General features: G+C 68.5%; 16 protein-coding genes and 1 pseudogene. 7 read left to right on the plus strand and 10 right to left on the minus strand.

The window, feature by feature from the left end:
- The first annotated feature begins 12 nt into the window (after positions 1-12).
- Both UAJ10_RS20750 and UAJ10_RS20755 read left to right on the plus strand, forming a co-directional pair.
- On the plus strand, positions 13-1,818 hold the full coding sequence (locus tag UAJ10_RS20750; RefSeq protein ID WP_322917115.1) for a M3 family oligoendopeptidase: 1,806 nt from the start codon (positions 13-15) through the stop codon (positions 1,816-1,818).
- Positions 1,819-1,889: 71 nt separating this feature from the next.
- Complete coding sequence (locus tag UAJ10_RS20755) at positions 1,890-2,423, plus strand: hypothetical protein (protein WP_322917116.1); 534 nt, start codon at positions 1,890-1,892, stop codon at positions 2,421-2,423.
- Positions 2,424-2,507: 84 nt separating this feature from the next.
- On the opposite strand, the gene UAJ10_RS20760 is transcribed toward UAJ10_RS20755, so the two are convergent.
- The 8 genes from UAJ10_RS20760 to UAJ10_RS20795 all read right to left on the minus strand — a co-directional run bounded on the left by UAJ10_RS20760 (position 2,508) and on the right by UAJ10_RS20795 (position 7,719).
- On the minus strand, positions 2,508-2,999 hold the full coding sequence (locus tag UAJ10_RS20760) for a F0F1 ATP synthase subunit B family protein (protein WP_322917117.1): 492 nt from the start codon (positions 2,997-2,999) through the stop codon (positions 2,508-2,510).
- The gene (locus tag UAJ10_RS20765) at positions 2,999-3,709 is read right to left on the minus strand and encodes a F0F1 ATP synthase subunit B family protein (protein WP_322917118.1); all 711 of its coding nucleotides are present in this window, start codon (positions 3,707-3,709) and stop codon (positions 2,999-3,001) included. Before UAJ10_RS20765 ends, UAJ10_RS20760 begins: the two co-directional genes overlap by 1 nt.
- Positions 3,710-3,931: 222 nt before the next feature.
- Entirely contained in the window at positions 3,932-4,156 is a 225-nt protein-coding gene (locus UAJ10_RS20770) for an ATP synthase subunit C family protein (RefSeq protein ID WP_088870973.1), read from the minus strand.
- 69 nt (positions 4,157-4,225) lie between these two features.
- Complete coding sequence (locus tag UAJ10_RS20775) at positions 4,226-4,975, minus strand: F0F1 ATP synthase subunit A (RefSeq protein ID WP_246134637.1); 750 nt, start codon at positions 4,973-4,975, stop codon at positions 4,226-4,228.
- Complete coding sequence (locus UAJ10_RS20780) at positions 4,965-5,246, minus strand: AtpZ/AtpI family protein (RefSeq protein ID WP_246172610.1); 282 nt, start codon at positions 5,244-5,246, stop codon at positions 4,965-4,967. Before UAJ10_RS20780 ends, UAJ10_RS20775 begins: the two co-directional genes overlap by 11 nt.
- Before the next feature lie 303 nt (positions 5,247-5,549).
- The gene (locus UAJ10_RS20785; RefSeq protein WP_322917119.1) at positions 5,550-6,062 is read right to left on the minus strand and encodes a copper chaperone PCu(A)C; all 513 of its coding nucleotides are present in this window, start codon (positions 6,060-6,062) and stop codon (positions 5,550-5,552) included.
- 83 nt (positions 6,063-6,145) lie between these two features.
- Positions 6,146-6,811, minus strand: a complete 666-nt coding sequence (locus tag UAJ10_RS20790; RefSeq protein WP_322917120.1) for an SCO family protein — start codon at positions 6,809-6,811, stop codon at positions 6,146-6,148.
- A gap of 128 nt (positions 6,812-6,939) precedes the next feature.
- Positions 6,940-7,719, minus strand: coding sequence for a PhoH family protein (locus UAJ10_RS20795; RefSeq protein WP_322917121.1), 780 nt, complete (start codon positions 7,717-7,719; stop codon positions 6,940-6,942).
- A gap of 976 nt (positions 7,720-8,695) precedes the next feature.
- Here UAJ10_RS20795 and minC point away from each other — a divergent pair.
- The 3 genes from minC to minE are packed head-to-tail and all read left to right on the plus strand — an operon-like array spanning position 8,696 to position 10,640.
- Entirely contained in the window at positions 8,696-9,472 is a 777-nt protein-coding gene (gene minC, locus UAJ10_RS20800) for a septum site-determining protein MinC (protein WP_322917122.1), read from the plus strand.
- Between the two features lie 47 nt (positions 9,473-9,519).
- On the plus strand, positions 9,520-10,335 hold the full coding sequence (gene minD, locus UAJ10_RS20805) for a septum site-determining protein MinD (protein ID WP_322917124.1): 816 nt from the start codon (positions 9,520-9,522) through the stop codon (positions 10,333-10,335).
- Positions 10,332-10,640: a cell division topological specificity factor MinE gene (gene minE / locus UAJ10_RS20810; protein WP_322917125.1), complete on the plus strand. Its 309-nt coding sequence runs from the start codon at positions 10,332-10,334 to the stop codon at positions 10,638-10,640. Before minD ends, minE begins: the two co-directional genes overlap by 4 nt.
- A gap of 82 nt (positions 10,641-10,722) precedes the next feature.
- Here the strand turns inward: minE and UAJ10_RS20815 are convergent, their stop codons facing one another.
- A complete protein-coding gene (locus UAJ10_RS20815; RefSeq protein ID WP_322917126.1) occupies positions 10,723-11,607 on the minus strand; it encodes a hypothetical protein in 885 nt (294 codons plus the stop codon).
- Positions 11,608-11,778: 171 nt separating this feature from the next.
- Here UAJ10_RS20815 and UAJ10_RS20820 point away from each other — a divergent pair, with 171 nt between their 5' ends.
- Positions 11,779-12,672, plus strand: coding sequence for a lysozyme inhibitor LprI family protein (locus UAJ10_RS20820; RefSeq protein ID WP_322917127.1), 894 nt, complete (start codon positions 11,779-11,781; stop codon positions 12,670-12,672).
- A gap of 3 nt (positions 12,673-12,675) precedes the next feature.
- Here UAJ10_RS20820 and panB read toward each other — a convergent pair.
- Positions 12,676-13,505, minus strand: a pseudogene (panB, locus tag UAJ10_RS20825) (3-methyl-2-oxobutanoate hydroxymethyltransferase).
- 200 nt (positions 13,506-13,705) lie between these two features.
- Here panB and UAJ10_RS20830 point away from each other — a divergent pair.
- Positions 13,706-15,019: an Nramp family divalent metal transporter gene (locus UAJ10_RS20830; protein ID WP_322917128.1), complete on the plus strand. Its 1,314-nt coding sequence runs from the start codon at positions 13,706-13,708 to the stop codon at positions 15,017-15,019.

The raw sequence follows: 15,019 nt of genomic DNA on the forward strand, positions 1-15,019 counted from the left end.
GAGAGACCGGACATGACCGCGACCGCCGACTCCACCGCCACCCTGGGGGCCCTGCCCAACTGGGACCTGTCCGACCTGTACAGCGGCCCGGACAGCCCACGGCTGCGGGCGGACCTGGAGCGGGTGGAGCGCGAGGCGCAGGCCTTCCATGGCCGCTATTCGGGCAAGCTGCCCGGCCTGTCGGGCAAGGAGCTGGGCCAGGCCGTCGCCACCTACGAGGCGCTGGATGAGACGCTGACGCGGATCATGAGCTATGCCGGGCTGCTGTACGCCGGCGACCAGAGCGACGGCGTCATCGCCCGCTTCTACCAGTCCATGCAGGAGAAGGTGACCGCCGTCTCCGTCCACCTGCTGTTCTTCACGCTGGAACTGAACCAACTGGCCGACAAGGACATCGACGCCAAGCTGAAGGCGCCGGAGCTGCACCGGTACGCGGCCTGGCTGCGCGACGTCCGCATCTTCCGCCCCCACCAGCTGTCGGATGAGCTGGAGCGCTTCCTGCACGAGAAGGCGGTGGTGGGCCGCAACGCCTGGACCCGCCTGTTCGACGAGACCATGGCATCGTTACGCTTCCGTATCGATGGACAGGATCTGACCTCGGCGGAGGCGCTGAACCTGCTGTCGGCGCCGGAATCAGCCGTGCGCAAAGCGGCCGCCCTGGAGATCGGCGCCGTGCTGGGCCGCAACATCAAGCTGTTCGCCCTGATCACCAACACGCTGGCCAAGGACAAGGAGATCGAGGACAAGTGGCGCCGCTATGACCAGCCCTGGTCGTCGCGCAACCTGTCCAACCGCGTGGAGGACGCGGTGGTGGAGGCGCTGGTGGGCGCCGTCAAGGACAGCTATCCCGGCCTATCGCACCGCTACTACAAACTGAAGGCCAAGTGGTTCGGCGGCGACACCCTGGACTATTGGGACCGCAACGCCCCCCTGCCAGACGTGGCGGAGCGCACCATCCCCTGGGAGGAGGCGCGGGAGATCGTGCTGTCCTCCTACGCGCGCTTCAGCCCCGACCTGGCCGGCGTGGGCCGCCGCTTCTTCGAGAACGCCTGGATCGACGCCCCGGTGCGGCCGGGCAAGAACCCCGGCGCCTTCGCCCATCCCACCGTGCCCAGCGCCCATCCCTACCTGCTGGTCAACTACATGGGCAAGACGCGGGATGTCATGACGCTGGCCCATGAGCTGGGCCACGGCGTGCACCAGGTGCTGGCTGGCGGCCAGGGCCACCTGCAATCCGACACGCCCCTGACCCTGGCGGAGACGGCCAGCGTGTTCGGGGAGATGCTGACCTTCCGCGGCCTGCTGGCTGCCGAGACCGATCCCGCCCGCCGCCGCGCCCTGCTGGCCGGCAAGGTGGAGGACATGCTGAACACCGTGGTGCGCCAGACGGCGTTCTATGACTTCGAACGCCGCGTGCATGCCGAACGCCGCCAGGGCGAGCTGTCGGAGGAACGGCTGGGCGAAATCTGGCAGGCGGTGCAGACCGAGAGCCTGGGTCCGGCGCTGCGATTCGACGCGGGCTACGCCACCTACTGGTCCTACATCCCCCACTTCATCCACTCGCCCTTCTACGTCTACGCCTACGCCTTCGGCGATTGCCTGGTGAACAGCCTCTATGCCGCGTTCGAGGAGGCATCCGCCCACAACGGCTCCGAGGCCTTCGCCCGCCGCTATCTGGAGATGCTGGCGGCCGGCGGCACCAAGCGGCATAAGGAACTGCTGGCGCCCTTCGGCCTGGATGCCACCGACCCGGCCTTCTGGCACAAGGGTCTGGGCATGCTGAAGGGCTTCATCGATGAGCTGGAAGCGCTGGGCTGAGCGCCGCCGGTTCGTCCAATTTCCGACTCAGGGCCAGGGGCGGCCCCCTCCTCCAGGTACGAAGAACAACCATGAAGCACCGCACTTCCCGCCTGGGCGCCTGCCTGCTGGCGGCTCTGGCCTTCGGCGCCGCCTCGGGCACGGCGCTGGCGGCCGCCAAACCCAAGCATGAGCCGGCCAAGCCGCCGGCGAAGGCGAAGGATGTGAACGGCTGGGGCCAGGTCACCTGGGGTATGACCCATAAGCAGATCCTGGCCGCCTACCCCAAGGCACGGGAGTTCGAGATCGGCGGCGGAGGTCATGTCCGCTACCTGTTCGGCCTGGAGAGCATCCGCCTGGGCGGCTGCGCCTATGCCGTGGACTTCGAGATGAAGAAGAACGCCCTGCGCCGCGTCACCCTTTACGGGCAAGAGGCGTCCAAGGAGTGCGGCGACGGCGTCGACGCGCAGTTGGTGAAACAGTTGGGCGCCCCCGCCGGCCGCCAGAAGGACGCCGAGTCGGCCAGCGCCGAGTGGAAGGCCGGCCACACCAAGGTCACTCTGCGCCGGGGGATCGGCAAGGCCGCCCGCAAAGTGGCGCCAGTGGTTGAGTACCAGCCGAAGTAGGCTCTTGGTCCGACTCCCAAAAAAGCAAAGGGCGGCCCCTATGGGACCGCCCTTTTTCAATCGCCTGAGCCGCTGATCAAACGATCAATGCAGCTTACCGGGCAGTTCCTCGATGGCCGAGGCCACCATGGCGTCGCTGCGCGACTGGTCGATGGTCTGGGTCAGCAGCGATTCGGTCGCGGCCAGGGCCACGTCCACGGCCAGGCTGCGCACCTGCTGCAGGGCGGCGGCCTCGGCCTGAGCGATCTTCTCCAGGGCCTGGGCCTCGCGGCGCTTCAGGGTGGCATCCAGGTCCGCTTCCGCGTGCTGGCGGATGCGATCGGCCTCTTCGCGGGCGGCGGCGATGATGGCGTCAGCCTCCTTCATCGCGTCGCGCTGCTTCTTCTGATAGGCGGTCAGGGCCGCCTCGGCGTCCTGGCGCAGCTTCTGCGCGGTCTCGATCTCCAGGCGGATCTTCTCCGCCCGGGCGTCCAGGCTCTTGCCCAGGGCGCCGAAGCCGCCCTTCCAGATCACCAGGGCCAGGAAGACGACGAAGGCGACGCCAACCCAGAAAGTGGGATTCTGCAGATCGAACATCACGCACGCTCCTTCAGGGCGGCATTCACGGCGCCATCGACACCGGCCTGATCGGGTTCGACACCCGCCAGCTTGGCGACGGCGGCGCTGGCGGCCTCGGCGGCCACGGCGCGCACATTGGCCAGCGCGGTCTGCTTCTGGCCCTCGATGCGGGCCTCGGCTTCCTTCTGCTTGGCGACCAGGCCGGCGACGACATCGGCCGTGCGCTTGGCGGCCGCGGCATCGGCCGTGGCGGCGGTCTCGTTCAGCAGCTTGTGGGCGCCGGCACGGGCCTCGGCCACCGCCTTCTCATAGGCGGCGACAATGGCGTCGGTCTCGGCCTTCAGCTGCGTGGCCTTGTCCAGATCGCCGGAAATCTTGGCCTCGCGGGCGTCCAGAACGGCGCCGACGCGCGGCAGGCCGACCTTGGCCACCAGCACGTAGAGCGTGCCGAAGGTGATGGCCAGCCAGAAAATCTGAGACGCGAACGTCTTGGTGTTCAGCTGGGGCAGGCCCTTTTCCTCGTGCACGCCAGCTTCCTGCTCCACGCTGTCCGTCGCGTGGGTGGATTCTTCACCCGACTGCGCGAACGACGGCGCGCCACCCAGGGCCACCGTCAGGACGGCGGCGGCGGCAAGGCCCTTCAGCCACACCATGAGCCTTGGATTCACCATGAAGATCACCTTGTCTGCGAGATCGCCCGGGAAGGGCTGGCGCTGGGATCGCGTCAAGGGCTTATGCCCATGAAACATCCCGCACCGGGCCATCGCCGGAAATCGGATCGGAACCTGTAGGCGGGTTTGACGGGCGGCGGACCAGGACGGCCCCGAACAAGGGCTCAGGGGCGGCGGCCGGCATGACGCCGGCCCCGCCCCTTCGACCCACTTCAAACACGGGCGGCCCGCCCCGAGGGGCCAGCCGCCGCGGCCGTTCCATCAAGCCCAGGGTCAGGCTTAGGCGAACAGGATCAGGAAGGCGATCAGCAGCGCGAACAGCGCCACGGCTTCGGTCAGCGCGAAGCCCAGAATGCCGATCGGGAACACGGAGGCGCGGGCGGCCGGGTTGCGGCCCACGGAGGCGATCAGGTTGGCGAAGATGTTGCCGATGCCGATGCCGACACCAGCCAGGGCGAACATGGCCAGACCGGCGCCGATGAACTTAGCGGCTTGCGGATCCATTATAGACTTCCTCTGTGTGATGGAACGGTTGAAGGGTGAAGACAGGCCCTACGGTCGGACGATCGCGGCTTAGTGCAGCTCGATGGCGTCGCGGATGTAGAGGCAGGTCAGGATGGTGAAGACGTAAGCCTGCAGGAAGGCGACCATGATCTCGAAGCCGATCAGGGCCACATTGATCGCCACAGGCACGGCGCCGGCCAGCCAGCCGACGGCGCCCAGGGCGCCGATCATGGTGATCGTGAAGCCGGCGAAGACCTTCAGCATGGTATGGCCCGCCATCATGTTGGCGAACAGTCGGATGGACAGGCTGACCGGCCGCATCAGATACGAAATGATCTCGATGGGGATCAGGATGGGCGCCAGCGCGATGGGCGCACCCGAGGGGAAGAAGAAGCTGAAGAAGTGGAAGCCGTGGCGGATCAGCGCCACCAGGGTCACGAACACGAACACCAGGGCCGCCAGCGTGAAGGTCACGATGATGTGGCTGGTGAAGGTGAAGGTGCCGGGGACCATGCCGATCATGTTGCCGAACAGCACGAAGGCGAAGATCGAGAACACCAGCGGGAAATAGGGGCGCGCCTGGGCGCCGGCGTTGTCCCGCACCATGCCCGACACGAATTCGTAAAGCAGTTCCGCCACCGACTGCAGCCGGCCCGGGACCAGCGCGCGCGAGGCGGTGCCGGCGACCAGCAGGCCGGTGACAAGCACGGCCGCGACCACCATGTAGAGGGAGGAGTTGGTGAAGGAGACGTCGTGCCCGGCGAGATGCAGAGGAACGATCTGCTCGATGCGAAACTGATGCAGCGGATCAGTGGCCACGATTCCCCTCACCTTCATCCTTGGCGGGGGTGGAGTTGGTTCCGCCCCCTGAGTTGGCGCCCGTGTCCGGTCGCCGATATCCCACCGCGTATCCCATGCCGTTGACGGCCCGGTATACATTCAACATCGCGGCAGCCGACCCCAGGACGAACATCACGATCAGTCCCCAGGGCGACGTGCCCAGCCAGCGATCGATGACCAAACCGCCACCGACGCCGACCACCATCGCCGCGACCAGTTCGGCACCGACGCGAAACGCGACGCCCAGCATACCGTTGCCCGCCTCATCCTTCCGCTGTGCGGGAGAGGAGGAGGAAGACTCGGCGCCACGTCGCGCATCCCGCAATCGGGCCTCAAGCTCATCCAAGGAAGGCGGGGGTGTCTGGTCCGTCAAGGTCTAAACCCCTGGAGGTATGCCCCTTCCGCCGCAATGGAGTCGTCGCCATGCGAAAGCGGCGGCACCATACGGGGCGGTACACCCCCTGTCAAGTCGCAAAAGCACAGGGCCAAGTATATGATTCTAAAGGACTATTTTATCGCCCCGCGCGGCACGCGCAGGCGCGATGTCCCAAGCTCAACCGCCATTGCGCGCGCCACCCTGCGTAGCACCGCCGCCCATGCCGGGCTCAGCCCCCGGCGCCAGCACCGTCGCCTCGACGGCAAGGGGCGCCGCGGCCTTGAAGCGCAGGGTCAAATGGACGCGTTGCCCAACCTGTAGGGGCTGGGTCAGGCCCATGAGCATGATGTGCGGCCCCTCGGGCTTCAGCGTCACCGTGCCCCCGGCCGGCAGCGCCACGCCATCGGCCAAGGGCCGCATGCGGGCGATTCCGTCCACCACCTCGGCCAGGTGGATCTGGGCCACCTTGCCCACGTCGGCCTCCACCCCCACCAGCCGGTCGGCCGGCCCCTTGTTGCGCAGGGTGACGAAGGCGACACCGGCCTTCGCCCCCCGGATGGTGGGCCGCGACCAGGCGGCGGTGGCCTCGATCGCCGGTGCCGGGGCCTCCTGCGCGACGGCCGGCGCGACGGCCATCACCGGCGCGGCGGCGATCATCAGCGACGCGAGAAGGGAGCGGATGCGGACCATGGTTTGCCCCTATTGAGAATGCGACGGCCCCGTCTGCCCCAACGGGCCGGCCGGTCGCAATTGGACAGAAGCGCCTAGCGGCCCTATTTCCCGGCCGCCCCTTTGGCCATGGCCTCACGGATGCCCTTCACCATGTCCTCCGCCGTGGTGCCCCGGGCGAAGATGGTGGCCAGGCGGTTGTCCGGGTCCATGAGGTAGACGTAGGTGGAATGGTCCATGAGGTAGTTTTCCGGGTCGTCGCCGGCCACCTTGGCGGCGTAGACCCGCCAGGCGCGCGTGGCGGCGGAGACCTGGGCGGCCGTGCCGGTCAGCCCCACCAGGCGGGGATGGAACTGCGCGACATAGTCCGACAGTTGCTGCGGCGTGTCGCGACCGGGATCGACGCTGACGAAAATGGGCTGCACCTTGTCGCCCTCCGCCCCCAGCTGGTCCATGGCCTGGGCCATGACCTGCAGTTCGGTCGGGCAGATGTCGGGGCAGAAGGTGTAGCCGAAGAACATCAGCCGCCAGGACCCGGCGTAGCTTTTCTCCGTCACCGTTTTGCCGGACTGGTCCACCAGGGTGAAGGGGCCGCCCACGGCCACGCCCGGCACGATCTGGCCGCCGCCGCCCGGGGCCGCCCCCGTGCTGCTGGCGCTGGATGCGGGGCGGGACGAGGGCGGCGCCCCCAGCCACCACGCCACCAGGGCCGCGAAGGCGAGCGCCGGCACCAGGGTGACCAGCAGGCGGATCAGACGTTTCTTGGCCATGGGATGTGCGGCGCCCGCGCGACGGGAAAATAAGGTCGCGTTTACCCTACCGCGCCCCGGCCCTGAAAACAAAGGCGGGCGGCACCCGTCGGCACCGTCCGCCCCTGGTTCTAAAGTCTAGGCCGCCCTTACAGCACGCTCAGCATGCTGGCCACCAGTGGGTGGCGCACGATGTCGCGGTCGTTCAGGCGGACGACGGCGATGCCCTCCACCGCCTCCAGCCGGCGGGCGATGTCGGCCAGGCCGGACAAGCCGTTCAGCAGGTCGGACTGGTCCGGGTCGCCGGTCAGCACCATGGTGGAGTGCCAGCCCAGGCGGGTCAGCAGCATCTTGATCTGGCCGTAGGTGCAGTTCTGCGCCTCGTCGATGACGACGAAGGCGTTGTTCAGGGTGCGGCCGCGCATGAAGCCCACCGGCGCGATCTCGATGGTGCCTTCCGCCATCAGGGTACGCAGGCGTTTGCCGCCCAGGCGGTCGTTCAGCGCGTCGTACAGCGGGCGGAGGAAGGGGGCCATCTTCTCCCCCATGTCGCCCGGCAGATAGCCGATGCTCTCACCCGCCTCGATAGCCGGTCGGGAGAGGATGATGCGGTCGACCCGGCCGGCCTCCAGCGCTTCCACCGCGCTGGAGATGGCGAGGTAAGTCTTGCCTGTGCCCGCCGGGCCCAGCGCCAGCGCCAGATTGTGGCTGGCGATGGCTTCCATCAGCACCTTCTGGTTGGGGCTTTGCGGTTTGACCTTGCGCACATAGCTCTGATCCCGCCGTTCCTCGATGGGATCCCAGCCGGCGCTAACGGGGCCGCCAGCGGCCCCATTGGCGGCCCGGGCGGGCATCACATCGGGGAAAAGCGGGCGCACCTTGTCGGAGCTGGAGCCGCCGGAAGTCACCTTCACTGGACGCTTGGCCATGTCTGTCTCCTCAGTCACACCGAATTGCGCCGCGGGAACGCCCGCGGCCAGGTTACTAGGCAGGCAGGAACCGCGTGCCGGGCGACCCCGGGGGTTGGGACCCCGGGCGCCGGAGACCGGGCACGAAAAAACCGCATCCCCAGGTCAGCGGGGCATGCGGTTTGGAGAGGGCCATCGTGCGGCGCCGGATGGGGCGATCCGCATCCCCTTGCGGGGCCGGATGCCGCGGACCGTGCGATGCGGCGGGACGATGGCGGCCGACTGCGGGTGGCCTCAAGGGTCAACGGTGGCGGGGACGTCGGGGGAAGTCCGTTCCCCCGGCAGGCACACGACAGCACAGGCAGCGGCGCACAGTTTCGCAATACCCCGACCCGTCATTCTTGAGTGACGACCCTGGTATGCACCTTACCGCACCTGCGAGCATCTGTCAGCAGGCCTTGGGGCATACATCAAATATTCATACCAGATGTGGTGGCCGCTCCGCCCCGAGTCGGCGCCCCGTGGCCAGCACGACGCGGCCGCCGAGTCGACCCACCCTTGCCCTTTCGGGATAAGGTGGCGTGAGCCGGCGCGGCGGGCCAGTTTTGGCACTGCGGCGAAAACGCCCCCGCGATTCAAGAGGCTGCCCCTGGGCCGCCCCCCACCATCCAGCGTCGCACCGCCGGCGCGGACACCCCGAAGGTGCACTAAGACGCAATAAATATTGTGTGGGCTGGCGCTTTCCGCTCAAAATGTGGATCTGAGGATTCCCTTGACGCCTGCGCCCATCTGGTCTTGAAACGCGCCTTCGATGGGTCCGGCCTGGGGCGCCGTCCTGCCGTTCGGCCAGGACGTGCCGTGGCATTTCGAGGACCCTCTGCCCCCCGCGGGCGATTGGACACGAGCCCCCACCCCCGGCTGGGGCGCGAGGGACGTTCCGGTCACGCGCGGACGGGTGATGGTCAGGCAGATTAGGGACTAAGGGGTCAGGGGCGAGATGAGCAACCAGGTGGCATTCCGCGACGCGCCGTTCCAATTGCGCGGCAGCAACTTCACCATGATGGTGCTGAAGGTCTCGGACCCGCATGCCCAGAACTTTTTCTTCGCCCTGTCGGACAAGGTGCGCCAGGCGCCCAATTTTTTCCGCAATGCGCCGGTAGTGCTGGACCTGGACGATCTTCCTCCGGGGCAAGGCTTTGATTTCGAGAATTTCTGCGACCTGCTGCGCACGCTGGGCCTGATCGCCGTGGGTCTGCAAGGCGGCACCCGCGAACAGCAGGAGGCGGCGCTGGCCGTGGGCCTGGCCGTGTTCCCACAGGGCCGCGCCACGGCCGAGGCGCCGCCGGCCGCCCGCCCGCAGGCGGTGGCGGACGCGCCCGCCGCCCCAGTGGCCGCCGCGGTGGCCGCCGCCCCGGCGCCGGCGCACGACCTGCCCTACCAGAAGGCCACCCTGCTGGTGCGGGAGAATGTGCGCTCCGGCCGGCAGCTGTACGCCCAGGGCGGCGATCTTGTGGTCATCGGGTCGGTGTCGCCGGGCGCCGAGCTGGTGGCCGACGGAAACATCCATGTTTACGGTTCGCTGCGCGGGCGCGCGCTGGCGGGCATGGCGGGCGACCACAACGCGCGCATCTTCTGCCAAAGCCTGGAGGCGGAGATGGTCTCCATCGCCGGGCTGTACCGGGTGAGCGAGGATCTGGAGAAATCCGTCCTGCGCCGCCAGGTCCAGATCTACCTGGACCAGGGTTTCCTGCACATCGATCCGGTCACCGTCTGACGCACGGCCGGTTTTCCCAGTAACCTTCTTTTCCAAGGGAGACGTTCTTGGCCAAGATCATCGTCATGACATCGGGCAAGGGCGGCGTCGGCAAGACCACCTCATCCGCCGCCTTCGGCACCGGCCTGGCCTTGCGGGGGTTCAAGACCTGCATCATCGATTTCGACGTGGGCCTGCGCAACCTGGACCTGATCATGGGGTGCGAGCGCCGCGTGGTGTTCGACTTCATCAACGTCATCAATGGCGAGGCGCGCCTCAGCCAGGCGTTGATCAAGGACAAGCGGGTGGAGAACCTCTACATCCTCCCCACCTCGCAGACCCGCGACAAGGATGCCCTGACCGAGCAGGGGGTCGAGAAGATCCTGAACGAACTCAAGAAAGAGTTCGACTACATCATCTGCGACAGCCCGGCCGGCATCGAGCGAGGCGCCCTGATGGCGCTGTACTTCGCCGATCACGCCATCATCGTCACCAACCCCGAGGTTTCCTCGGTGCGCGACAGCGACCGCATCCTGGGCGTCATCCAGGCCAAGTCGCGCCGCGCCGAGAAGGGCGAGGCCCCGGTGGAGGAGCACCTGTTGGTCACCCGCTACGACCCGGAGCGGGTGGAGAAGGGTGAGATGCTGAAGGTCGAGGACGTGCTGGAGATCCTGGCCATCCCGCTGCTGGGCATCATCCCGGAAAGCCCCGCCGTGCTGCGCGCCAGCAACGTCGGCATGCCCGTGGTGCTGGACGACAAGTCCAACGCCGGCCAGGCCTACTCCGACGCCGTCGGCCGCTTCCTGGGCGAGAAGATCGAGCACCGCTTCGTCAAAGTGGAGAAGAAGGGCTTCTTCGACCGGCTGCTGCGGAGGACCGCATGAGCATCTTCGATTTCTTCCGCACGCCCAAGAAGGCGTCCGCGGCCGACCAGGCCAAGGAACGCCTGCAGATCGTCCTGGCCCATGAGCGGGCCGGCCGCGACAGCCCGGATTTCCTGCCCCAGCTGCAGAAAGAGCTGCTGGACGTCATCAAGAAGTACGTCTCCATCGACGACGACAAGGTGGCGGTGAAGCTGGACCGGGCCAGTGGCTATTCCACGCTAGAGGTCAACGTGGAACTGCCCGCCCCGGCCAAGGGGGCGGCCCGCGCCGCCGCCAGCAAGGTCGCCGCCGCCGGGAATGCCTGACCCGAAAAGGGCCGAGCAGAGCGTGTTCATGGCAGAGGCCGGTCCGTTTGGGCCGGCCTCTGTCGTTTCAGGAGGCGTCGTTTCAGGCGGCATCCGCCTGCACCGCCTGCTGGCGCAGCTTGGCCGCCAGGGCCGTGGCCTGGGCATCGTCGAAGCCGTCCAGCGCCTCCAGCACCATCTCGCGCAGGTCGGCGTGGCGGGCGGCGCGGCGCAGGGCCACCAGGCCATCGGCGTCCACACCGACATGATCCATGACCGAGGCCAGGGCCGCCACCGTCTCCCGCGTCGGCGCCGCCGTCACCAGCTGCGCCAGGTCGGCGCGCACGGTGGGGCGCCCCAGCCGGCCCAGGGCGCAGACCGCGCCGGTGGCCACCGCCCGGTCGGGATCGGCCCGCAGCCTTTCCAGCGCGTCGATGACCGGGAATTCCGCCTGCCGCACGCAGCGGCAGGCGGCCGCGCGCGCCGCGGCGTCGGCCGTGCCCAGCAGGCGCAGCAGCACCTTGCGATCCAGCGCCACCTCCAGCCGCACGGCGGCGGTCAAGGCCGCCACCTCCACGGGGCCGGCCAGACCCACGCCACCCAGCAAGCCGGCGACGATGGCCGTCGCCTGCGGCCCACCAATGGCGGCCAGCGCCTCCAGCACCGCCACCGGTTCCCGGCCGCTGAGGCCATAGCCGGCCAGCCGCCGCAGACGCAGGCCCAGCAAGGGCACGGCGGCGGTCAGGCGACGGCGCCCAGCCTCCGTGATCAGGGGCAGGGCCTTGCTGAGCGGCGCGTCGGGCAGCCGGGCCAGCAGGGCGGCGTCATCCAGGTCGGCCGGCGCCGGTTCGGCGGGCGGACGCGGGCGCAGGGGCGTGGGCGCATTCACGGCCGCCACCGGACCCAGGACCTGGGCCGGCGCGCCGAACAGATCCATCTGGTTCAGGGCCGTCTCGGCCATCCCCCCGGGTTTGCGCGCCTTCGCCATGGTTCCCTCTCGCCCGACAAGAACAATTCGCGAACACACTAAGCCCGTTCGGGTCCCCCCGTCAATCCGGTCACGATCCGTTCTGGCCTTTCGGCAGATGACTCTCGCGCGACTTAGCGCCCTCCCCCGGTCGTGATAAGAGGGTGGACCTGCAATGTATGGGAGCGCACCGTGGTCGGCCTATCCTGGATCAGCATGGTTACGGGCGCTTGGCGCCCACGTCTGGCGGGTGCCGCCACCCTCATTGGCCTGACCCTGGGCCTGGCGCTGCATCCCGGCGCGGTTCGCGCCGCCAACTGCGACCGCCCGGCCTCGGATGAGGAAACGGTGCAGTGTCTGGGCGCCGACCTGCGCCGCACCGACGCCGAGATCAACCGCGTCTATAACGAGGTACGCGGCAAGTTGGACGATGCCGGCAAGCTGGCCCTGCGGAACGAGCAGCGCGCTTGGTTGAAGCGGCGGGACGAGACCTGCGGCCTGGACAACAAGGAAAGCGACCGGGAGAAGTGGTTCCAGGCCATCCTGACCAACCGCGCCAAGACCGTGTGCGTCGTCCGCTTCACCAACGAGCGCTCGGCCCAGCTGGCGGCGGAACAGGCCGGCCAAGCCCCGGCGCCGGACGCCGCTGCCTCTGGCGACCTTTATGAGATCTGGGCCCGGCCACCCGTCAGCACCGGCAAGTGGTATGTCGAGGCCACCATTGACATGGGCGCCGTGGCCAAGCGGGCGGAAACCGCCCTGTTCTTCGGCGCGGAAAACCGGGAAGCCAGCTTTGGCCCCCTGATCCAGCTGCGCCATGACCGCGCCGGCGAACCCAAGCACGTGTTGGGCTTGGCGGTGGACTTGGATACCGGCTGGCTGTACATGCGCGTGGACGGCGCCTGGAAGGGCGCCGCCCCGGGCCAGACGGGGGGAATGCAGATCCCGGCCCGGCTGCCCACGGTCATGGGCCTGACCTCCAGCGTCACCATGGCCGCCCTGGTCAAGGACGGGTTGATCAGCGTGAACTTCGGCGAGCGGCCCTTCGTCTACGCCGTGCCGGATGGGTACAAGCCGTTGAAATAAGGGTCAGGCCTTCGGCCGCTTCTCCGCGAAGGTGTGTTCGGGCCCGGGGAAGCGGCGGGCCCGGACATCCTCGGCATAGGCCTGGGCGGCGGCGGAAACCTGGCCGGCGAGGTCGGCGTAGCGTTTGACGAACTTGGGCGTGAAGTCGGCGAACAGGCCCAGCATGTCATCCGACACCAGCACCTGGCCGTCGCACGCGGCGCTGGCGCCGATGCCGATGGTGACCACGGGCACCAGTTCCGTCACCTGGCGGGCCAGCGGCTCCACCACCCCTTCGATCACCAGGGAGAAGGCGCCGGCCTCGGCCACGGCCCGGGCATCGCCCAGGATCTTGGCCTGCTCCGCCTCCCCCCGCCCGCGGGCGCGGTAGCCGCCCAGCACGTTCACCGCCTGTGGCGTAAGCCCGACGTGGCCCATGACGGGAATGCCCCGGCGCACCAGGAAGTCGATGGTGGGCGCCATCTCCTCCCCCCTTCCAGCTTCACGGCGCTGGCGCCGGTCTCGGCCAGGATGCGGGCGGCGACGCGGAAGGCTTGCTCCGGGCTTTCCTGGTAGCTGCCGAAGGGCAGGTCCACCACCACGGCGGCCTGGGCGGAACCGCGCACCACGGCGGCGCCATGGGCCACCATCATGTCGACCGTGACGCCCAGGGTGCTGGGCAGGCCGTACAGAACCATGCCCAGGCTATCCCCCACCAGCAGCACGTCGCAGTGCGGGTCCAGCAGGCCGGCCATGGGGGCGGTGTAGGCCGTGAGGCACACCACGGGGGTAGCCCCTTTGCGGGCGGAAATGTCGGGCACGCTCAGGCGTTTCACGGCGGTGGTGGCGCTCATCCCGGTGGCGATCCTCAAGGAAAGGGCGTTTTGCGCCGCATCCCTACACCAAAGCGTCGCGCCGCGCCAATGAATGGCGACGCGTCGCAGCCAGCGCACCACTGCCGCCCTCGTTCCGTTAGCAGAACTTCGCTATGTTAATCTTTTGGCCCGCCGATGATGGCGGGCCCGGACAGAGCCAGGACCAGAAAAGGCGGCGCATGCAGTCGGCGGTGGACGCGAGCAAGGACAAATGGCCCGGCCCCTCGGCGGAGCCCACGGCCGGCGTACCCGTCTCCGGCGGCTTCTGGCGCAAGCTGCTGGCCTTTTCCGGTCCCGGCTACCTGGTGGCCGTGGGCTATATGGACCCCGGCAACTGGGCGACCGACATCGCCGGCGGCTCCCGCTTCGGCTACGCGCTGTTGTCCGTGGTGCTGCTGTCCAGCCTGATGGCCATGCTGCTGCAGGCCCTGTCGGTGCGCCTGGGCGTCGCCAGCGGCCGCGACCTGGCCCAGCTATGCCGGGAACGGTATGGCCCCCGCACCGCCGTCCTGCTGTGGATATTGTGCGAGATCGCCATCATCGCCTGCGACATCGCGGAGGTCATCGGCTCCGCCATCGCGCTGAAGCTGCTGTTCGGCCTGCCCTTGATCGTGGGCGCCTTGATCACCGCCTTCGACAGCCTGCTGATCCTGGCCCTGCAGAACCGGGGCGTGCGCCGGCTGGAGGCCTTCATCCTGGGCCTCATCACCCTGATCGGCCTCTGCTTCCTGGCGGAGGTGGCGTTGAGCCGGCCGGACGTGGGAGCGGTGCTGGCCGGCTTCCTACCCACGGCCGACCTGCTGAGCGACCCGGCCAAGCTGTACGTGGCGGTGGGCATCCTGGGCGCCACCGTCATGCCGCACAATCTCTACCTGCATTCCGCCGTGGTGCGCACCCGCGCCTTTCCCCGGGACGAGGAAGGCCGGCGCGAGGCCATCCGCTTCGCCACGCTGGACAGCACGGTGGCCCTGTTCATCGCCTTCTTCATCAACGCTGGCATCCTGATCCTGGCGGCGGCGGCCTTCCACGGCCAGGCGCTGGTGGAGGATATCGAGGAAGCCTACCGCCTGCTGGCCCCCATGCTGGGCGCGCCGCTGGCCAGCCTGCTGTTCGCGGTGGCGTTGCTGGCGGCGGGCCAGAACTCCACCGTCACCGCCACCCTGGCCGGCCAGGTGGTGATGGAGGGCTTTGTCTCCCTGCGGCTGAAACCGGTGTGGCGCCGGCTGATCACCCGCCTGCTGGCGCTGGTGCCCACCCTGCTGGTGCTGGCCATCGCCGGCGACGCGGCGGCCACCACGCTGCTGATCTTCACCCAGGTGGTGCTGAGCCTGCAGCTGCCCTTCGCCGTCATCCCCCTGGTCCGCTTCTGCGGCGACCGGGGCGTCATGGGACGCCTGGCGGCGCCCCGCTGGCTGCTGGCCCCCGCCTGGGCGGTGGCCGGCATCATCGTCATCCTGAACGGCGTGCTGATCGTTCAAACCGTTACTGGATAA

Origin of the sequence: Nitrospirillum guaranorum (genome assembly GCF_034653275.1) — a bacterium.
Lineage (GTDB): Bacteria > Pseudomonadota > Alphaproteobacteria > Azospirillales > Azospirillaceae > Nitrospirillum.

Bases quoted from the DNA above. Each gene is read 5' to 3' on its own strand.
- UAJ10_RS20755 (WP_322917116.1), top strand. From the start codon at position 1,890: ATGAAGCACCGCACTTCCCGCCTGGGCGCCTGCCTGCTGGCGGCTCTG.
- UAJ10_RS20760 (WP_322917117.1), bottom strand. From the start codon at position 2,999: ATGTTCGATCTGCAGAATCCCACTTTCTGGGTTGGCGTCGCCTTCGTC.
- UAJ10_RS20795 (WP_322917121.1), bottom strand. From the start codon at position 7,719: ATGGCCAAGCGTCCAGTGAAGGTGACTTCCGGCGGCTCCAGCTCCGAC.
- UAJ10_RS20790 (WP_322917120.1), bottom strand. From the start codon at position 6,811: ATGGCCAAGAAACGTCTGATCCGCCTGCTGGTCACCCTGGTGCCGGCG.
- UAJ10_RS20785 (WP_322917119.1), bottom strand. From the start codon at position 6,062: ATGGTCCGCATCCGCTCCCTTCTCGCGTCGCTGATGATCGCCGCCGCG.
- UAJ10_RS20830 (WP_322917128.1), top strand. From the start codon at position 13,706: ATGCAGTCGGCGGTGGACGCGAGCAAGGACAAATGGCCCGGCCCCTCG.
- UAJ10_RS20750 (WP_322917115.1), top strand. From the start codon at position 13: ATGACCGCGACCGCCGACTCCACCGCCACCCTGGGGGCCCTGCCCAAC.
- UAJ10_RS20815 (WP_322917126.1), bottom strand. From the start codon at position 11,607: ATGGCGAAGGCGCGCAAACCCGGGGGGATGGCCGAGACGGCCCTGAAC.
- UAJ10_RS20780 (WP_246172610.1), bottom strand. From the start codon at position 5,246: ATGCTGGGCGTCGCGTTTCGCGTCGGTGCCGAACTGGTCGCGGCGATG.
- minE (WP_322917125.1), top strand. From the start codon at position 10,332: ATGAGCATCTTCGATTTCTTCCGCACGCCCAAGAAGGCGTCCGCGGCC.
- UAJ10_RS20770 (WP_088870973.1), bottom strand. From the start codon at position 4,156: ATGGATCCGCAAGCCGCTAAGTTCATCGGCGCCGGTCTGGCCATGTTC.
- minC (WP_322917122.1), top strand. From the start codon at position 8,696: ATGAGCAACCAGGTGGCATTCCGCGACGCGCCGTTCCAATTGCGCGGC.